This window comes from Halomonas sp. DQ26W, from assembly GCF_003339685.1.
Classification (GTDB): domain Bacteria; phylum Pseudomonadota; class Gammaproteobacteria; order Pseudomonadales; family Halomonadaceae; genus Halomonas.
In genome coordinates this window covers 1-18,566 of sequence record NZ_QPKI01000023.1, presented here as the reverse complement: position 1 = coordinate 18,566, position 18,566 = coordinate 1, and the positions used below count along the sequence as shown (strand labels likewise).

Here is an 18,566-nt window from a genome sequence, read left to right as displayed (position 1 = left end):
CGCCGCTTCAGGGCATTGTGGCAGTCATGTCGCGCACCATTATGGTGCGCAGGCGGAGTGTCTACCAAGGCGTCACCGGCAAACGACCTCTCATGGAGCACAGATGGACGAAAAAAACAGGCGAGCCAAGTGGCCGTTACTACCTCAGCCGACAGGGGTGCGCTGAATATGGAGGGTCACCGGCTGGGTGCGATGGCGAATCTCCCCGCTGGCGTCCAGCAGCTCGGCCTGGATCACATACTGGCCACGATCGAGATCGGTAAGCATGAAGGTAGTGGAGTGCATCGCAGTCTGGCTCACCCGGCCATCGACCAGCAGCCGGACCCGGTGGTCGGGCCGTAGCCCAGGCTCGATGGCAATTTCGACCTGCACGTTTCCCGCATAGCTGGCAGCCAGATCGGCGCCATGTGCTGGCGAAACGATACGAAAGGCATCGTAAGGCATGAACGGCTGGCCCAGGGACTCGCTGAGACGCGGCGTGCGGCCCTCCACGCGGGGCGGCTCTGCCTGACCCGAAAGACCTCGGGACGGCACTACGGTGAGCGGTGTCAGCTCAACCGGTTCGCCGCCCCCGTCCGGGCTGTCGGTGAAGATCACGTTACCCTGGGAGTCGACGGTGCGATAGATAGTCGTCGCCAAGGCCGACGTCGCGATCAACAGCCCAACCATAGTCAAAAGCGCCTTCTTCATGAGGATCGGTCTCCTTCGTCGGCGCCCCGCATCGTTTGGGCGTCACGGTCAGCGGCCTGTCGTATCAAGCCAAGCCATTGGTTCAAGTGTACGACAAAAAGGGGCTCCGCCAAGACGGAGCCCCTGTGATTGCAGAACACGATTCCCGACACGCTTGCCTGACACGACTGCCTGACACTAGCGCGCCCGAGTCGCCCCGGGCGGCCCGACCCAGTGATACGGGTCGGGCGGCTCGGCGTGCCTCAGCAGCTGTAGTACATGTCGAACTCGACCGGGTGCGTACTCATGCGGATACGCTCCACGTCTTCCATCTTCAGTTCGATGTAGGCATCGATCATGTCGTCGGTGAAGACACCACCTTCCGTGAGGAAGGCACGATCGGCATCCAGCGCTTCCAGCGCCTGATCCAGGCTATTGGCCACGGTGGGTACGGACTTGCCCTCTTCCGGCGGCAAGTCGTACAGGTTCTTGTCCATGGCATCACCGGGATGGATCTTGTTCTTGATGCCATCGATACCGGCCATCAGCATCGCCGCGAAGCACAGGTAGGGGTTGGCGGTCGGGTCCGGGAAGCGAAGCTCGACGCGCTTGCCCTTGGGGCTGGCGGTATAGGGAATACGGATGGAAGCGGAGCGGTTGCGAGCGCTATAGGCCAACATCACCGGCGCCTCGAAACCCGGCACCAGACGCTTGTAGGAGTTGGTCGAGGCGTTGGTGAAGGCGTTCAGAGCACGGGCGTGCTTGATGATACCGCCGATGTAGTAGATCGCCATCTCGGACAGCCCGGCGTACTGGTCGCCTGCGAACTGGTTAACGCCATCCTTCCAGAAGGACTGGTGCACGTGCATGCCGGAGCCGTTATCGCCAACCAGCGGCTTGGGCATGAAGGTCGCGGTCTTGCCATAGGCGTGAGCCACGTTGTGCACGACGTACTTCATCTCCTGAAGCTCATCGGCCTTCTTCACCAGGGTGTTGAACTTGACGCCGATCTCGTTCTGGCCGGCGTTGGCCACCTCGTGGTGATGCACTTCGACGGTCTGGCCGATCGCTTCCAGGGTATTGCACATGGCACCACGGATGTCGTGGAAGCTGTCCACCGGGGGTACCGGGAAGTAGCCGCCCTTGACCCGCGGACGGTGTGCCAGGTTGCCGCCCTCGACCTGACGGTCGGTGGACCAGGCACCCTCTTCCGAGGAAATCTTGTACATAGCCCCTTCGATATCGGTCTTCCAGTGGACCTCGTCGAAGATGAAGAATTCCGGCTCCGGACCAAAGAAAGCGGTGTCGCCTAGGCCGCTGGACTGCAAGTAGGCTTCCGCGCGCTTGGCGATGGAGCGCGGGTCTCGCTCGTAGCCCTGCATGGTGGCGGGCTCGATGATATCGCAGCGCAGCACGATGGTGGCATCTTCGGTGAACGGATCAAGGAAGGCAGTGCCGTCTTCCGGACGCAGAATCATGTCCGACTCGTTGATGCCTTTCCAGCCGGAGATGGAGGAGCCATCGAACATCTGGCCGTTCTCGAAAAATTCGTCGTCCACGTCACGCGCGGGAATGGTGACGTGCTGCTCCTTGCCTATAGTATCGGTGAAGCGCAGGTCAACCCACTTCACGTCGTTTTCTTCGATCAGGGCGAGAGTCTTGGCAGACATTATGTCCTCCATTAGAGCGAATATGGCTCGATTCGTTGGCTGATGATCCACTGGCGCTGGTTTCGGCCCAACGCATGTTGTAGCACGCTGTGAGCTTGGTGCCCACGATCACCATGCACGGGCATGGGAGCTGGGCAATCCAATGCAGGCTGCATGCCAACATTGCACCATCACAAGCCATATTTTTTTAATGCATTGTTTTATTGATGTTTTTTCCCACTCTCGCCCGTCCTTTCTTGCACCAGATATGTAAGTCGAGCCATCAGAAATGACGGCACGCGCCATTCTTGCACCAAAATAGCGCTCACTTGCCGCTTTTTGCACTATATGAATGCAAACCTTACTTCTGCCCGTGCTGCTCCTGGTTTCGAGCCAGATAACCTGTCTCAGCGCCCGCCTCCCGGTGAGCGCTGCCATGTCCAGCGAGAGGGGGCTCAGGCGCTCTCTATCGATACTCGAGCCTGGCAAGCTTGCAGCCGCTCGATCAGCTCGGGCAGGGCGCTTTGCTCCAGCGCGGGATCAAATCCGCCGATACGCTCGAACCAGCGGTGTGTCACACAGAAGGTGTCGGTAGGCGATGTGCGGTGCAGCCGACTCAACAGCCGCAACAGTACGCTCTCCCGTCGCGCCCGCAATACCACGGCATCCCACTCCTGCCGGCCCAGGCCGGCGAACTGGCTAGCCAGCCATCGGTGGAAGCCGTCCAGAGCCAGGCCGGGAAAGAGCAGCAATTCACCCTGACTGGCTGCCACGGCAATGTTGAGACGCTCCCCCAGCGGGTGAGAACGACAGGACACCAGGGTGACGCCGAAACGACAGGCCAGCCCTGGCAAGCGCCGATCGCCGGTATCGTCGACCACCAGCAACTCATGCTTCCCCTCCCCGTAGCGCATGACACGATGCAGTGCGGCGAGATGGCGTGGTAGCTGGGCGCCGAACGAGCGGGCATCGAAAACAATACTGCTCGCATACATGGCCGCCGTCTCCTTGACGACAAGCGTAGGTACGAACTTGCCGGGCGCGGAAAGAAAAATATTGTCAATAAACGTATGCTTAGAGTGTACAAAAGCATCGAAAAGTAGCCAGACTGGTTTTTATCGCACCGATCTTGCTAATTTCATCCGCTGGACACCAGCAGAACAGGCAGCGCGGAATCACCCGCAAGGAGGTCTCGGCCCTGCAGCAAGCTGAGAAGCGCCTACAACCACGGCGCAATGCTGAGGTTCTGCTATTCGCCTACCTTCCTAGTCTGTACAATGCGCCTCCACTCTCCCTACCCCCGCGCCTAGGGTACTTTTTCATATGTGTACATAGGTGCGTAGATGATGACGAGCCACAACCTATGAGCACAGCCGTTCCCTCTCAGATCGAGAGCCTTCGTAATATCGCCATTATTGCCCACGTCGACCATGGCAAAACCACCCTGGTCGACAAGCTCCTCAGCCAGTCCGGCACGCTGGACCGCAAGGCCGAGGGGCAAGAGCGCGTCATGGATTCCAACGACCAGGAAAAGGAACGCGGCATCACCATCCTGGCCAAGAACACCGCAATTCGCTGGCAGGCACCCGATGCCGACCAGGTCTACCACATCAATATCGTGGACACGCCAGGACACGCCGACTTCGGTGGCGAGGTCGAGCGCGTCATGTCCATGGTCGACTCGGTGCTGCTGCTGGTGGATGCTGTCGACGGCCCCATGCCCCAGACCCGCTTCGTGACCCAGAAGGCCTTCGCCCAGGGCCTCAAGCCGATCGTGGTGGTCAACAAGATCGACCGCCCCGGCGCGCGTCCCGACTGGGTCATTGACCAGATCTTCGACCTGTTCGACAACCTTGGCGCCACCGATGAGCAGCTCGACTTCCCGATTATCTACTGCTCGGCGCTCAACGGCATCGCCGGCCTGGACCCGGAAGAACTGGCTGACGACATGACGCCGATGCTGCAGTCCATCGTCGACATCGTCGAACCGCCCAAGGTCGAGCTCGACGGCCCATTCCAGATGCAGATCTCGGCGCTCGACTACAACAGCTATGTCGGCGTCATCGGCCTGGGGCGCATCAAGCGCGGCAGCGTGCGTCCCAACCAGCAGATCACCGTGATCAGCACCGACGGCACCACCCGCAAAGGCAAGATCGGCCAGGTGATGACCCACATGGGCCTGGAGCGCGTACAGACCGAGCAGGCCGATGCCGGCGATATCGTCTGCATCACCGGCATCGACAACCTGTCGATCTCCGACACCCTGTGCGACCAGGCCACCGTCGAAGCCCTGCCGCCGCTGTCGGTGGACGAGCCCACGGTCTCCATGACCTTCCAGGTCAACGACTCGCCCTTCGCCGGCCGTGACGGCAAGTACGTCACCAGCCGCAACATCAAGGAGCGTCTCGACCAGGAGCTGATCCACAACGTGGCGCTGCGCGTCGAGCTGGGCGAGACCCCCGAGAAATTCAAGGTCTCCGGTCGCGGCGAGCTGCACCTCTCGGTGCTGATCGAGACCATGCGTCGCGAGGGCTTCGAGCTGGCAGTTGGCCGCCCCGAGGTGATCATCAAGGAGATCGACGGCGTCAAGCAGGAGCCGTACGAAGAGGTGATCATCGACTGCGAGGAGCAGCACCAGGGCGCCGTCATGGAGGAGCTTGGCTACCGCAAGGGCGAGCTGACCAACATGAACCCCGACGGCAAGGGCCGTGTGCGCCTGGACTTCATGATCCCGGCCCGCGGCCTGATCGGCTTTCGCGGCCAGTTCCTGACCCTGACCTCGGGCACCGGCATCCTCACCAGCCGTTTCGACCACTACGGCCCGCTGAAGCCCGATGCCTCCATCGAGCGGCGCAATGGCGTGCTGGTCTCCATGGTCGACGGCAAGGCCCTGGCCTACGCGCTCTATGCCCTGCAGGAGCGTGGCAAGCTGATCATCGACCACGCCACCGAGGTCTACGAGGGCATGCTGGTCGGCATCAACAACCGCGCCAGCGACATGGTGGTCAACCCCACCAAGGGCAAGAAGCTCGACAACATGCGCTCCACCGGCAATGACGAGAACATTGTCCTGACCCCGCCGGTGAAGTTCTCGCTCGAGCAGGCCATCGAGTTCCTCGACTCCGACGAACTGGTCGAGATCACGCCCAACCATATCCGCCTGCGCAAGAAGTTCCTCAAGGAAAACGAGCGCAAGCGCGCCAAGAAGTAAGCTGTACTGCTCCAGGCAAACAACACCCGCCCTTATCGGCGGGTGTCGTCGTATGGTGCGAACGACGTGTCAGTCGTTATGGCATCTCACAGGTGATTTGCTTAGAGTGCTGTGCTTCTCCACTGCCATGGCTACCCTTGGAGAAAAACACCACCCAAGGAGAAACGATCATGCACAAACACGTGGAATGGGACGACCCCGGTGCCGACAGTGTCATGCGCCACTACGAAAAGAACCCCATCGGATACTCCGATCCCGGTCCGGGCGACATTCTCTCGGCCCGCTACCAAGGCGTAGTGGTGCGCATTCGGGTCGACGCCTACGTCGACAGTACCAGCATCGGTGAGGTGGTGGCACTGATCAACCCCGGCACCGGCAAGCGGCGCCAGCTTGCCGGCAAGCTGGCCAAGGGCGATATCGTGCGGCTGCCAGATGCAAGCCGTGCCTTCGAACCCACCGGCGGTGACAAGGACGATGAAGACGATGACCCTACATGATCGATGGCGCCCGTCATCAGTCGCCCCCAACGTAACCTTAACGCAACACCACTGGCCAGAACCCTGGGTTCTGTCGCACAGTGTACGCGCCGCTTGGATCCCATCTACCGGTACGGTCACGGGCGGCAACCATAGACGGCCCACAAGGCCCTGACCCGATCCTCGGAACCTCAATGAGCACGCACAACGTCTGGACACACAAGGGCACCTTTCTGCTGGCTGCGGTCGGCTCGGCAGTAGGTCTCGGCAACCTGTGGCGCTTTCCCTACCTAGCCGGCGAGAACGGCGGCGGGGCTTTCATCCTCGTTTATGCGCTGACCATCTTCGCCGTCGGCATACCTATCCTGATCGGCGAGACCATGCTCGGCCGGGCCAGCCGCCGCAGCCCCATCATGGGAATGCGTCACCTGACCCGAACGCACAACACTTCGCGGGCCTGGGAGTGCATCGGCTGGCTGGGAGCGGCCTCGGCCTTCCTGATCCTGAGCTTCTATTCGGTCATCGCCGGCTGGGCATTTCACTATACCGGACAGATGTTTACCGGCTCGCTGGCCGGTGCCGACGCCGATACCATCGGTGCCAGTTTCGACGCATTGCTTGCCTCCCCAGGGCTGCTCACCCTCTATCACACCCTGTTCATCATTGCCTCTGGGCTGATTGTCGGCATGGGTATCCACAAGGGCCTTGAAAACGGCTTGCGCATCATGATGCCGTCGCTGTTTGTGATCCTGCTGGTGGTGCTTGGCTACGGAATCGCCAATGGCGACTTCGGCGCAGCGGTCGGCTTCCTGTTCACCTTCGATATCGGCGCCCTGAGCCTCGAAGGCTGGCTACAGGCGATGGGGCAGTCGTTCTTCACCCTGAGCCTCGGCATGGGCGCGATCATGGCCTATGGCGCCTACATGTCCAGCGAGGTGTCGCTGACCCGCACCGCCTTTGCCATCGCCATCGTCGATACCGCCGTGGCCATGATTGCCGGCCTTGCCATCTTCTCGCTGGTGTTCGGCGCCGGCCTCGATGCCGCCGCCGGCCCCGGGCTGATGTTCGTGTCACTGCCACTGGCGTTCGCCGAGATGCCGTTCGGCGCCCTGGTCGGCGGGGTCTTTTTCATTCTCGTGCTGGGCGCGGCGGTCAGTTCCTCGATTTCGTTGATCGAGCCAGTGGCCGCCTTCCTGGTGGAGCGCTTCGACCTGACCCGCCCCCAGGCGGTGTTCGGCATGGTGACGGCAAGCTGGGCCCTGGGGCTACTCACCGTGGTGAGCTTCAATATCTACGCCGAGGGTACGATCTTCCACACCCTGTTCGGCCGCAGCGCCTTCGACTTCATCGAACTGCTGACCAATATCTTCATGCCGCTGGGCGGGCTGCTGATCGCGCTTTTTACCGGCTGGGCATTGACCCACTCCGAGGTCATGAAGGAGATGCGCACCAGCGAGACATGGTTCACTATCTGGCGCTTCCTGGTGCGCTTCGTGGCGCCAGCAGCAGTGGCCTTCGTCTTCCTGCGCAGCATTCCGCAGATCGAGGGCTACCTGATTCCCACCGTGGGCGCCCTGGTGATCGTCGGCGCCTTTGCTGCCGGACGCACCTTCCTGGTCAGCAGCAACCAGGAGTCGTAACGCAGGCCGCCGCCGCCCCCGTGCGGCGGCCTCACAATCCAGTGTGTCACCGCAAGGAGGTACCGACAGGTACTGCGGTGCACCATAACAAGACTCCGGGAGCCATCGGACTCCGGAAAAACTGGGCGGAACCAACATGCCAGCCATCATCGACGTCAGGCACGTCAACAAGGCCTTCGGTGGCCTGAAGGTCATCAACGACTGCTCCATCCAGGTGGAGGAAGGCTCCATCACCGGGCTGATCGGCCCCAACGGGGCCGGCAAGTCCACCCTGTTCAATATCATTGCCGGCGCCCTGCCGCTGGACAGCGGCCAGGTCCTGCTAGATGGCGAGGACATCACCAACCGTCCGGCCAACGAACTGTTCCACAAGGGGCTGCTGCGCACCTTCCAGATCGCCCACGAGTTCTCCCAGATGACCGCACTGGAGAATCTGATGATGGTGCCACCGCGCCAAGCCGGCGAAAGCCTCTTCAGCGCCTGGCTGAAGCCCGGAATGGTGCGCAGCGAAGAAGCCGAGGTGCGCCGCCGTGCCCTGGAGGTGATCGACTTCGTCGGCCTGCACCACGTACGCAACGAGCTGGCCGGCAACCTCTCTGGAGGCCAGAAGAAGCTCCTCGAGCTCGGCCGCACCATGATGACCAATGCCCGAGTCGTGCTGCTCGACGAGATCGCCGCCGGGGTCAACCGCACCCTGCTCGGCGACCTGGTGACCAATATCGAGCGCCTCAACCGCGAGATGGGCTACACCTTCCTGGTCATCGAGCACGACATGGACATGATCGCCCGGCTCTGCGACCCGGTGATCGTGCTCGCCCAGGGCAGCGTGATGGTTAAAGGCACCATCGAAGAAATCCAGAACAACCCACAGGTGATCGAGGCCTACTTTGGTTCCAACGTCGCCTGATGGCGCCGACACCAGCGGCGCCTGAACCACTGCCCTGCCCAGACGGGTCAAGAGAAGAACAGTAACGACTAGCGCAGAGAATCCAAGATGCCACTACTCGAAGCACGCGATGTGCACGGCGGCTACGGCGGCATGAACATCCTCAACGGGGTGAACATGACCATCGAGGCCAACGAGATCGGTGTGATCGTCGGCCCCAACGGCGCCGGCAAGTCGACCATGCTCAAGGCCATATTCGGCCTGCTCACCGTCAACCAGGGCGAGATCCTGCTGCGCGGCGAGCCGATCCATAACCTGCCTCCCAATAAGTTGGTACAGAAGGGCATGGGGTTCATCCCTCAGGAGAAGAATGTCTTCCCCAGCCTCACGGTCAAGGAAAACCTGGAGATGGGGGCCTTCCTCAAGCCTAACAACGTCAAGCGCATGCTCGACAAGGTCTACGGCTTCTTTCCGCCGCTCCATGAAAAGCGCCATCAGCCCGCCGGCGAGCTCTCCGGCGGCCAACGCCAGATGGTGGCCATGGGCCGGGCGCTGATGGCAGAACCCGATGTGCTGCTGCTCGACGAACCCACCGCCGGCCTCTCCCCGCTCTACATGAACGAGATCTTCGAACGGGTGAAAGAGATCAATGCCGCGGGTGTGGGCATCTTGATGGTGGAGCAGAACGCCAAGCAGGCACTCGCTATCGCCGACAAGGGCTTTGTGCTGGCCGCCGGCCAGAATCGTTTCACCGATACCGGCGCAGCGCTGCTAGCCGACCCGGAAGTCGCCAAGAGCTTCCTCGGCGGCTAGCCAGTACCTGGAGAATAATGACGTGAATGAACTGGTTTTCTTCATCAACAACGTGGTGATCGCCGGCAGCGTGACCGGCTCGATCTACGCCATCGGCGCCATCGGCGTGACGCTGGTGTTCAGTATCATGCGCTTCGCCCACTTCGCCCACGCCGACATGATGACCTTCGGCGCCTTCATGGTGCTGCTGCTGACCATGGCCTTCCCGGGGGCCGGTGCCGTGGTCGGCCTGCCCACCGCAGTGGTCATGCTGCCGCTGGCCATGGCGCTCACCGCGCTGCTGGCCGTGGGTATCGACAAGGCGTTCTACAAGCCGCTGCGTGCCCATGGGGTCAAGCCCATCGTGCTGGTCATCGCATCGCTTGGCGTCACCATGATTCTGCAGGGGTTGATCCGCCTGTTCGCCGGCACCAGTGCCCAGAGCCTGTATATTGCCGAGCGCAAGGAGATCTACCGGCTGGACTTGCCCTTCGAACTCGCCACGCGCCCGGTCATCATCACCGAGCCGCAGGTCATCCTCTTCATCCTAACCATCGCCTCGGTGGTGGGGCTGCACCTGTTCCTCAACCGCTCACGGCTGGGCAAGGCGATGCGTGCCATGTCCGACAACCCGGACCTGGCCCGCGCTTCGGGGATCAATACCAACACCATCGTGGCAGTGACCTGGGTAATCGCTGGGGGCCTGGCGGCCATTGCCGGCACCCTGCTGTCGCTGGACGTGACCTTCAAGCCCGACCTCAGCTTCTTCCTGCTGCTGCCGATCTTCGCCGCGGCCATTGTCGGCGGCGTGGGCCACCCCTACGGCGCCATTGCCGGCGGTTTCGTGGTTGGCTTCGCCGAGACCCTGGCGGTGTTCAACTGGGCGGTGCTGCTGCGGCCCATCGCCCATTACTTCCCGGAGTGGTTTGAACTGCCCCGTAACCTCGCCTTCGTCGGCACCGAGTACAAGATCGTGGTGCCCTTCTTCATCCTGGTGGCCATCCTGGTTTGGCGTCCCACCGGCATCTTCAAGGGTAAGGTGATCTGATGAGCAACCCCACTCCCACCCCGACCGAGACGACGTCACAGAGCCGCTTTCCGGTACGCGAAGTCGTGCTATTCGGCGCCCTGCTGGTGGCAGTACTGGGCGTCTATATGGCCATGGGCACCGCCTACAGCACCCGCATGCTGGTAGAGGCCTCCTGCTACGCCATCCTGGCCCTGGGCCTCACCATCCAATGGGGCTACGCCGGCCAATTCAATGCCGGCGTCATGGGCTTCGTCGCCATCGGCGGTTTCTCCGCGATGTTCTTCAGCGTACCGATCAACGACGACTTCTGGGGCAGCGAACTGCCCGGCGAGCTAGGCCGCGTGCTGCTCTATATAGTGGCCGCGATCGTGCTCGTGGTCGGCGCCACCCGGCTCGACCGCCTCGGTGTGCCGAAAACGCTGCGTACGGTATTCGCCGTGATCCTGGCAGTGGTGCTCTATCTGGTCGTCATCAGCATGCTGCGCGAGGTCACCAGTGAAATTCAGTCCCGGGCAGGCTTTGTCGGCGGCCTGGGTCTGCCGGCCTGGACCGGCTGGATCGTCGGCGGAGCGCTGGCCGGCGGCATCGGCTATTACATCGGGCGCATCTGCCTGGGCCTGCGCAGCGACTACCTGGCCATCGCCACCCTGGGCATCGCCGAGATCATCAAGGCCTTCCTCAAGAACTCCGACTGGCTGACCCGCGGCACCGCCACCGTCTCACCGCTGCCCTGGCCCACACCTGGGCCTGCCGAACTGGGCTTCACTCTCTCTCGTGCGATCTATCTGTCGGTGACGGCGGTGATGATCGCGGTGATTTTCTTCCTGCTGCACCGCGCTTACCATGCACCGTGGGGCCGCATGATCCGCGCCATCCGCGACAACGAAGTCTCCGCCGCGGCCATGGGCAAGGATATCAACAAGCGTCGCCTGGAGATCTTCGTACTGGGCTGCATTCTGATGGGCGTCGGCGGCGGTGCGCTGGCCACGTTCAACAGCCTGTTCGACCCCCAGGGCTACCTGCCGCTCAACCACACCTTCCTGGTGCTGGTGATGGTGATCCTCGGCGGCCCCGGCAATAACCTGGGCACCATTTTCGGCGCCGTGGCGGTCTATATCATCTGGCTGATGTCGGAACCGCTGGCGCTGTTCCTGATGAACCTGGCGGTGATGTTCGGCGAAGGCGCCTTCGGCTGGGAGCCTCCCGCCAATCTCTCCAGCCGGGCACTGCAGGCCCGGGTGCTGGTGATCGGCCTGTTGATCACCCTGGTGCTGCGCTTCGCGCCAAAGGGGTTGTTGCCAGAGAAGGTCAAGCACCACGGTTAGAAGTAATAAGCCCCGGCGGGGTATAAACCCGCCGGGGCTATTTATTGCCGCATTGCGCTACCGTCTTAGAGGTCGACCTGCCCCTTGCTGACGAAGGCGCCGTCTTCCACTACCATTTCGACCACGACACCAGGCACGTCGCCGGCCTCGTCGAACTCATGCCGGCCGGAAGCGCCCTCGTAGTTGATCTCGGTACCGGCAGCGATCAGCTCAACGGCCTTTTCCCACTCGCCGGGCAGGATCACTTCGCCGGGCTCGCTGGAGACGCTGCGCAGCGCCGCGGAGAGCCCTTCACGCTCGGCGCTGCCGTTCTGCTCGATGGCCAGCGCCAGCAGGAAGGCGGCGTCGTAGGCCTGGGCGGCGAAGACCGCGCTGGGGTCGAAGCCCGCTTCCTCGGCGGCCTGGTTGAAGAGCTCGGTACCCGGCAGGTCCGGGCTGCCCGGGCGGGTGGCGATCATGCCTTCTAGGACATCGGCACCCACCGCCTCGACCAGCGACGTACCCACCATGCCGTCGGCGCCAGCGTACTGGGTGAACATACCGCTCTCGTAGGCCTGACGCAGCACGGTCTGGCCGGAGCCGTCGGCATAGGCCAGCACTACCAGCGTCTCGGCACCGCTGCCGGAGAGCGAGCCTAGCTCGGAGCGATAGTCGGCGCGGCCGTCCTCGTGGGCCAGGTTCTCGGCGACAAAACCGCCGCCGGCCTCGAAGGCCTCGACGAAGGCGTCGGCCAGGCCGCGACCGTAGTCGTTGTTGACGTAGGTGACCGCAACCTCATCGAAGCCCTTGTCGAGCATCAGCTTGGCCAGGATCTCGCCCTGGAAGGCATCCGACGGCACGGTACGAAAGACCAGGTCGTTGTCGTCCAACTCGGAAACCGCCGGAGCCGTGGAGGCCGGCGACACCATCACCACGCCGCCGGGGATGCCGGCGTTGTTGGCCGCCGCAATGGTCGCCCCGGTACACAGCGCACCCACGATGGCGGTGACCTGTTCGGTGTTGACCATGCGGTCCGCCGCATTGGAGGCCGCCGAAGCGTCGCTACAGGTGGTATCCGCACTGGGCATGACCAGCGTCTGGCCGCCCAGGATGCCCCCCTGATCATTGATCTGCTGGACCGCCAGCTGGGCACCATCGAAGATCGGTGGCGTCAGGCTCTCGATCGGGCCGGTGAAGCCCCCCAGAAAACCGATCTTCACTTCAGCCTGCGCCGCACCGACGAATGCCAGGCTGGATGCTGCGACGGCCATCGCCAAAACGCGTTTTTTCATGGTTGTTCTTCTCACTCTGGTTGCGAAAAAAGTGCACCCCCTAAATCTGGAAGGATCGGCACCAAAACACAAGCCCCACTGCCAACGTTAGCGACAATCAATGAAGCGCTAACCCGCTGATCACGTGGAATAATCGCCGACAGACTGATGGGGAAAAATTCAACGTTGGCGCCTGGCCGTCTCCGGGGCACCTATACTGAGGGTCCGAACCACGCCCAAGCGACAGGAGCAACCCCATGCGGCCCGCAACCTCTCCCCGCCTGGCAGGCAGCCTGCCCCTACTGGTCAGTCTTGGCCTTGCCACCAGCGCCCACGCTTTTACCCCGTCCGGCAGCGATATCGTCTACGAGGTCGACAACAAAAGCTTCGAAGGCTATCTCGCCACCGCCGACGGCGAATCCCGCGGCGCGGTGCTGATCATTCATGACTGGAACGGCCTGGACGACTACGAACGCCAGCGCGCCGACGAGCACTCCTGGTCGGCCTTCCTGGATCTGCTCGAGGAAGTGCTGTGACCGAGCCCACCCACACCCTGGCGGTGACCCGGTTGTCCGGCAACCGGCATGACATCGGCGCGGCGCATGGCCGCATTCATACCCGGCTTATTCAACACAGCCTGGCGGTATACGCACAGCTATTCCACGACTTCGTCGGCATCCGCTGGGAAGAGGCCCGCCAGGAAGCCGTGCGCTTCCAGGCCATGATCGAGCGGGGTTTTCCCGCCATCCTAGAGGAGATGGCAGGCATCGCCGAAGGCGCCGGGGTCGACGTCACCGACATCCTCACCCTCAACTGCCGCAGCGAGATCGCACTGACCCGCGCCAGCGGCGGCTGCTCGGCCTTCTCGCTGCAGCGTCAGGGCCGCCAGTGGCTGGCCCAGAACTGGGACTGGCGCACCGATCAGTTGCACAACGTGGTGGTCCTGCATATCGACGGTACCGGCAGCGTGCCGCTGGTCAGCGTCGGCGAAGCGGGCATGGTCGGCAAGGTGGGCATGAACGCCAACGGTATCGGCGTATGCCTCAACGCCATCCGCTCGCAGACCTGCGGCGACGGACTGCCGATCCACGTGGCGCTGCGCAAGATACTGGAATGCCCCGACTGGGAGAGCGCCCTGGACGTGGCCCGTAACGACCGGGTTTGCTCACCGGCCCACTTCCTGCTCGCCGCTGGCGACGGCCGGGCCATGGGCCTGGAGGTGCAGCCCGGCGAGCCCGGCCGGCTCACGCCGCAGGACGGCATCGTCACCCACACCAACCACCTCTACGCCGCCGGCTGCCAGGTCCAGGACTTCCCCCGCATCGACTCGCAGCCCCGGCTGCAGCGGCTCGATACCCTGCTGCACGACGAACTGGCCACCGACAGCGAGGTGGACGAAGCCACCCTGTTCGACATCCTCAGCGACCACCACAACGCCCCGCTGTCGATTTGTCGCCACTTCAACCCCGACCAGCCCCCCGACGAACGCATGGAAACCCTGTTCGCCGTGGTCATGGAGCTGGGCGAACGCCGCCTGACCCTGCGCCACGGGAAGCCGTGCGAAACCCAAGACAGCCTCACGGTGACCCTGGGCCGGCCGAGTCAGCGCTAACCGTCCTGACGCACCTCACCATCCCTGGAAGAGCACCACCTGCACTCGGCTCAATCCCGCCTAGCCCGCCAGGGCTTCCTCCACCAGCCCCCGCGCCTTGTCGGTCATCGGCAACTCGAGCGCCAGTTCATGGGCCTTTGGCGACATCTTCTTCCAGGTCATCTGCACGATGCGAATCAGGTGATCGTGGTCGACCTGCTTCGAGAAGTCGGCGAAGTAGTTCTCCAGGAACACCAGGCAGGCACAATCCTCCACCGCCTGGGTGCCCTCGTCGCGGCCTAGGCCCTGCTTGCGGATCATCTGCGCCACCCGCGCCGCATCCTCCGGCGAATAGCCGCACGCCTCCATCACCCGCGCCGTGGTCTCGCCGGCCCGCTTGGCCTGGTCACGCCGCCAGGTCAGATACCCCACCCGGCCCTCCGGATACTCGCTGCGCGGCACCTGCCAGCGCTGCATATGCTGCGAACGCACCGCCAGCTGCGTCAGCTCATCCGCCGCCGGCGCCACCCGCTCCAGCCAAGCACTCATGCGCCCCGCATGCCACAGCTCCATCGGCAGCGACTCCCCCTCGACCTCCACCCGGCGAGGATCCTCCGCATGCAAGGCATCGAGAGCCGCCATCGCCTGCTGAAAAGCGGTTTGATCGGTCATAGCAAAACCCTCCCAAGCTGTTGTCGCACCAGCATACCGCAACCCAACACCACACAAACGACTCAACGACATAAGAAAAAACCGCTGCAGGAGGTAGCTTCAGCTCGCGACCGCGGTGTTGCCAAACCTGGCGATGAACGCCAACGCCGGCAATCACCACCGCCGCACCCCACGGCCATGACACGGCGCATAAACGGAACGCCCCTGGCCGCCTTCCATCCACATAAGAAAAGTACGCTGTTGGAGGTAGCTTTAGCTCGCGACCGCGGTGTTGCCCGACCTGGCGAAGAACACCAACAGCAACGCTCCTCACCGACGCACCCCACGGCCATGACACGGCGCGTAAACAGAACGCCCCTGCCGCCTTCCATCTACATAAGAAAAGAACGTTGTTGGAGGTAGCTTTAGCTCGCGACCGCGGTGTTGCCAACCTTGGAGAGAACACCAACAGCAGCGCTCCCCACCGCCGCACCCCACGGCCATGACACGGCGCGTAAACAGAACGCCCCTGCCGCCTTCCATCTACATAAGAAAAGAACGTTGTTGGAGGTAGCTTTAGCTCGCGACCGCGGTGTTGCCAAGCCTGGCGATGAACACCAACAGCAGCGCTCCTCACCGACGCACCCCACGGCCATGACACGGCCCGTAAACGGAACGCCCCTGCCGCCTACCATCTACATAAGAAAGGTACGCTGTTGGAGGTAGCTTCAGCTCGCGACCCCGGTGTTGCCCGACCTGGCGAAGAACACCAACAGCAACGCTCCCCACCGCCGCACCCCACGGCCATGACACGGCGCGTAAACGGAACGCCCCTGGCCGCCTTCCATCTACATAAGAAAAGAACGTTGTTGGAGGTAGCTTTAGCTCGCGACCGCGGTGTTGCCAGGCCTTGCTTTCTGAGCTGCCTGGGCGGCAGCGCACGGGATCGAGACGCCGGAATCCCTCATTACCGTTTTCTGAGCTGCCTGGGCGGCAGCGCACCGTGATGCCCGATTACCTCGGAGCCGCGCCACTTTCTGAGCTGCCTGGGCGGCAGCGCACCCGAGAGAGCGGCATCAGCGCGTCAACAATCCTTTCTGAGCTGCCTGGGCGGCAGCGCACGCAGCCCGAATCTACTGATGCTTGGATCTCCCTTTCTGAGCTGCCTGGGCGGCAGCGCACACGGGCGCATTCCGCTACCGCTCGATGGAGGTTTTCTGAGCTGCCTGGGCGGCAGCGCACATCCTGGGCGTCGAGAATGTGCTGGAGGACCTTTTCTGAGCTGCCTGGGCGGCAGCGCACGCCCCGACTGGAAGGCCGTGACCGTCTTGGTGTTTCTGAGCTGCCTGGGCGGCAGCGCACTAGCGGATGACCTCATCACCGATGCGCACGGCTTTCTGAGCTGCCTGGGCGGCAGCGCACAGACACACCGCAAGATGAGGAGCAGTTCTAATTTTCTGAGCTGCCTGGGCGGCAGCGCACGTTTTTCTTGCCCGCCCTGCCGCGTGGCGAGTTTTCTGAGCTGCCTGGGCGGCAGCGCACATAACGCCAGGCAGGCGGGCAACGGCGGCAAGTTTCTGAGCTGCCTGGGCGGCAGCGCACACCACCAGGTCGTCGGCAGCGAAGGTCTTGAATTTCTGAGCTGCCTGGGCGGCAGCGCACCGTATCAGCAAAGCGCAAAACAAAGCACGCGATTTCTGAGCTGCCTGGGCGGCAGCGCACTACTATACCCAGGAGCTTATGATGCGTCCTTGTTTCTGAGCTGCCTGGGCGGCAGCGCACTCAAGCTGAGCGCCGTAGCTGGTGGGCTCATCTTTCTGAGCTGCCTGGGCGGCAGCGCACCCGATGGTGCTGTCTAGCTGGCGGGCCAGCTTTTTCTGAGCTGCCTGGGCGGCAGCGCACTTAGCCGCCTGCATGGCCACGCCGCGCTTCATTTTCTGAGCTGCCTGGGCGGCAGCGCACCTGAGATGGTCAACCTGCTACGGCAGGGTGGCTTTCTGAGCTGCCTGGGCGGCAGCGCACTCGGATGGTTCGGGCTTGGCGCCCAGGTCGTATTTCTGAGCTGCCTGGGCGGCAGCGCACGGTCATCAGCGCATCGACGTGGCTGGTGTCGTTTTCTGAGCTGCCTGGGCGGCAGCGCACAGAGATATGCTGGCGGAGCGGGTTGTGGAGCTTTTCTGAGCTGCCTGGGCGGCAGCGCACTCGGATGGTTCGGGCTTGGCGCCCAGGTCGTATTTCTGAGCTGCCTGGGCGGCAGCGCACTGTCTCTGCCCTCCGCTTCTTGCGTACCGGCATTTCTGAGCTGCCTGGGCGGCAGCGCACTCATCCTTCCGCACTGTTCGCGCGACATAGGCTTTCTGAGCTGCCTGGGCGGCAGCGCACTTCAAGCGACCTGCCTGCCGCTAGCCGCGAACTTTCTGAGCTGCCTGGGCGGCAGCGCACAGCCCCAGCGGGGTCAGCGCGCACGGCGTGCTTTTCTGAGCTGCCTGGGCGGCAGCGCACTAACGACCTCCCACTCATGCGCATATTGTGCATTTCTGAGCTGCCTGGGCGGCAGCGCACCCACGGGTGGTCGGCAGCCGGCTTGCTGGCCTTTTCTGAGCTGCCTGGGCGGCAGCGCACATGGCGAACCACTTACGCATCGTCTAGCCCCTTTTCTGAGCTGCCTGGGCGGCAGCGCACCAGCGATGCGCCCGCCTCATCCGCGCTGTCATTTTCTGAGCTGCCTGGGCGGCAGCGCACCTGATGGCGACCGGCATGGTGATCAACTGGTTTTTCTGAGCTGCCTGGGCGGCAGCGCACCAATGACCACCATCTACCACCGCGTCCATCGCTTTCTGAGCTGCCTGGGCGGCAGCGCACTCTCGCATCCTCCATCTCTATGCCAGCATCATTTTCTGAGCTGCCTGGGCGGCAGCGCACTTACATAGCTGCGTGCCATGGGGTGGCTCCTGTTTCTGAGCTGCCTGGGCGGCAGCGCACGCTCACACAGAACACCGCACAGCGCTTGCCCTTTTCTGAGCTGCCTGGGCGGCAGCGCACAAGCTCTCCCGCAGCGCCATGCCCGCTATCAATTTCTGAGCTGCCTGGGCGGCAGCGCACCCGTTCTGCGCTGGTTGGGGCCATTATGTGGATTTCTGAGCTGCCTGGGCGGCAGCGCACTGGTTATCCATGATTTTGGTGACACTGTGGTGATTTCTGAGCTGCCTGGGCGGCAGCGCACTTGGTGTGCAGGGTGTACGGCAAGCTGGACATTTTCTGAGCTGCCTGGGCGGTGCGTATTCCGGGTCATCGTGACCGACCGTTCCGTTCTATCGTGACCGCCTGTTCCGGGCCATCGTGACCGCCCATTCCGTTTCATCGTGACCGATTTCGGCGTCTTCCCCGGAATCCACG

General features: G+C 62.9%; 14 protein-coding genes and 1 CRISPR repeat array. Of the genes, 9 read left to right on the top strand and 5 right to left on the bottom strand.

Annotated features, from left to right (window positions below; genetic code table 11):
- Positions 1-144: 144 nt before the first annotated feature.
- From DU490_RS12395 to DU490_RS12385, 3 genes are all read right to left on the bottom strand, one after another.
- On the bottom strand, positions 145-690 hold the full coding sequence (locus DU490_RS12395) for a DUF4124 domain-containing protein (protein ID WP_114574603.1): 546 nt from the start codon (positions 688-690) through the stop codon (positions 145-147).
- A gap of 242 nt (positions 691-932) precedes the next feature.
- Positions 933-2,339, bottom strand: a complete 1,407-nt coding sequence (glnA, locus tag DU490_RS12390; protein WP_114574602.1) for a glutamate--ammonia ligase — start codon at positions 2,337-2,339, stop codon at positions 933-935.
- A 434-nt stretch (positions 2,340-2,773) separates the two neighbouring features.
- On the bottom strand, positions 2,774-3,313 hold the full coding sequence (locus DU490_RS12385) for a hypothetical protein (RefSeq protein ID WP_114574601.1): 540 nt from the start codon (positions 3,311-3,313) through the stop codon (positions 2,774-2,776).
- Positions 3,314-3,681: 368 nt separating this feature from the next.
- On the opposite strand from DU490_RS12385, the gene typA reads away from it, so the two are divergent.
- The 7 genes from typA to DU490_RS12350 all read left to right on the top strand — a co-directional run bounded on the left by typA (position 3,682) and on the right by DU490_RS12350 (position 11,678).
- Positions 3,682-5,529, top strand: a complete 1,848-nt coding sequence (gene typA / locus DU490_RS12380; protein WP_114574600.1) for a translational GTPase TypA — start codon at positions 3,682-3,684, stop codon at positions 5,527-5,529.
- 170 nt (positions 5,530-5,699) lie between these two features.
- Positions 5,700-6,026, top strand: coding sequence for a hypothetical protein (locus DU490_RS12375; RefSeq protein WP_114574599.1), 327 nt, complete (start codon positions 5,700-5,702; stop codon positions 6,024-6,026).
- A 173-nt stretch (positions 6,027-6,199) separates the two neighbouring features.
- On the top strand, positions 6,200-7,645 hold the full coding sequence (locus DU490_RS12370) for a sodium-dependent transporter (RefSeq protein WP_114574598.1): 1,446 nt from the start codon (positions 6,200-6,202) through the stop codon (positions 7,643-7,645).
- Positions 7,646-7,781: 136 nt separating this feature from the next.
- Positions 7,782-8,552: an ABC transporter ATP-binding protein gene (locus DU490_RS12365; RefSeq protein ID WP_114574597.1), complete on the top strand. Its 771-nt coding sequence runs from the start codon at positions 7,782-7,784 to the stop codon at positions 8,550-8,552.
- An 87-nt stretch (positions 8,553-8,639) separates the two neighbouring features.
- The gene (locus DU490_RS12360; protein WP_114574596.1) at positions 8,640-9,344 is read left to right on the top strand and encodes an ABC transporter ATP-binding protein; all 705 of its coding nucleotides are present in this window, start codon (positions 8,640-8,642) and stop codon (positions 9,342-9,344) included.
- A 22-nt stretch (positions 9,345-9,366) separates the two neighbouring features.
- Positions 9,367-10,371 (top strand): branched-chain amino acid ABC transporter permease, encoded by a 1,005-nt coding sequence (locus DU490_RS12355; RefSeq protein WP_114574595.1) that lies wholly within the window; start codon positions 9,367-9,369, stop codon positions 10,369-10,371.
- On the top strand, positions 10,371-11,678 hold the full coding sequence (locus DU490_RS12350; protein ID WP_114574594.1) for a branched-chain amino acid ABC transporter permease: 1,308 nt from the start codon (positions 10,371-10,373) through the stop codon (positions 11,676-11,678). The genes DU490_RS12355 and DU490_RS12350 overlap by 1 nt, the downstream gene beginning before the upstream one ends.
- A 65-nt stretch (positions 11,679-11,743) precedes the next feature.
- On the opposite strand, the gene DU490_RS12345 is transcribed toward DU490_RS12350, so the two are convergent.
- Positions 11,744-12,949: an ABC transporter substrate-binding protein gene (locus DU490_RS12345; RefSeq protein WP_114574593.1), complete on the bottom strand. Its 1,206-nt coding sequence runs from the start codon at positions 12,947-12,949 to the stop codon at positions 11,744-11,746.
- Positions 12,950-13,185: 236 nt separating this feature from the next.
- Here DU490_RS12345 and DU490_RS12340 point away from each other — a divergent pair, with 236 nt between their 5' ends.
- Positions 13,186-13,464, top strand: a complete 279-nt coding sequence (locus DU490_RS12340) for a hypothetical protein (RefSeq protein ID WP_181870035.1) — start codon at positions 13,186-13,188, stop codon at positions 13,462-13,464.
- Positions 13,461-14,540, top strand: coding sequence for a C45 family peptidase (locus tag DU490_RS12335; RefSeq protein ID WP_114574592.1), 1,080 nt, complete (start codon positions 13,461-13,463; stop codon positions 14,538-14,540). Before DU490_RS12340 ends, DU490_RS12335 begins: the two co-directional genes overlap by 4 nt.
- Before the next feature lie 60 nt (positions 14,541-14,600).
- Here the strand turns inward: DU490_RS12335 and DU490_RS12330 are convergent, their stop codons facing one another.
- A complete protein-coding gene (locus DU490_RS12330; RefSeq protein ID WP_114574591.1) occupies positions 14,601-15,191 on the bottom strand; it encodes a DUF4202 domain-containing protein in 591 nt (196 codons plus the stop codon).
- Between the two features lie 893 nt (positions 15,192-16,084).
- Positions 16,085-18,393: a CRISPR direct-repeat array (repeat unit 28 nt; unit sequence TTTCTGAGCTGCCTGGGCGGCAGCGCAC).
- Positions 18,394-18,566 lie beyond the last annotated feature (173 nt).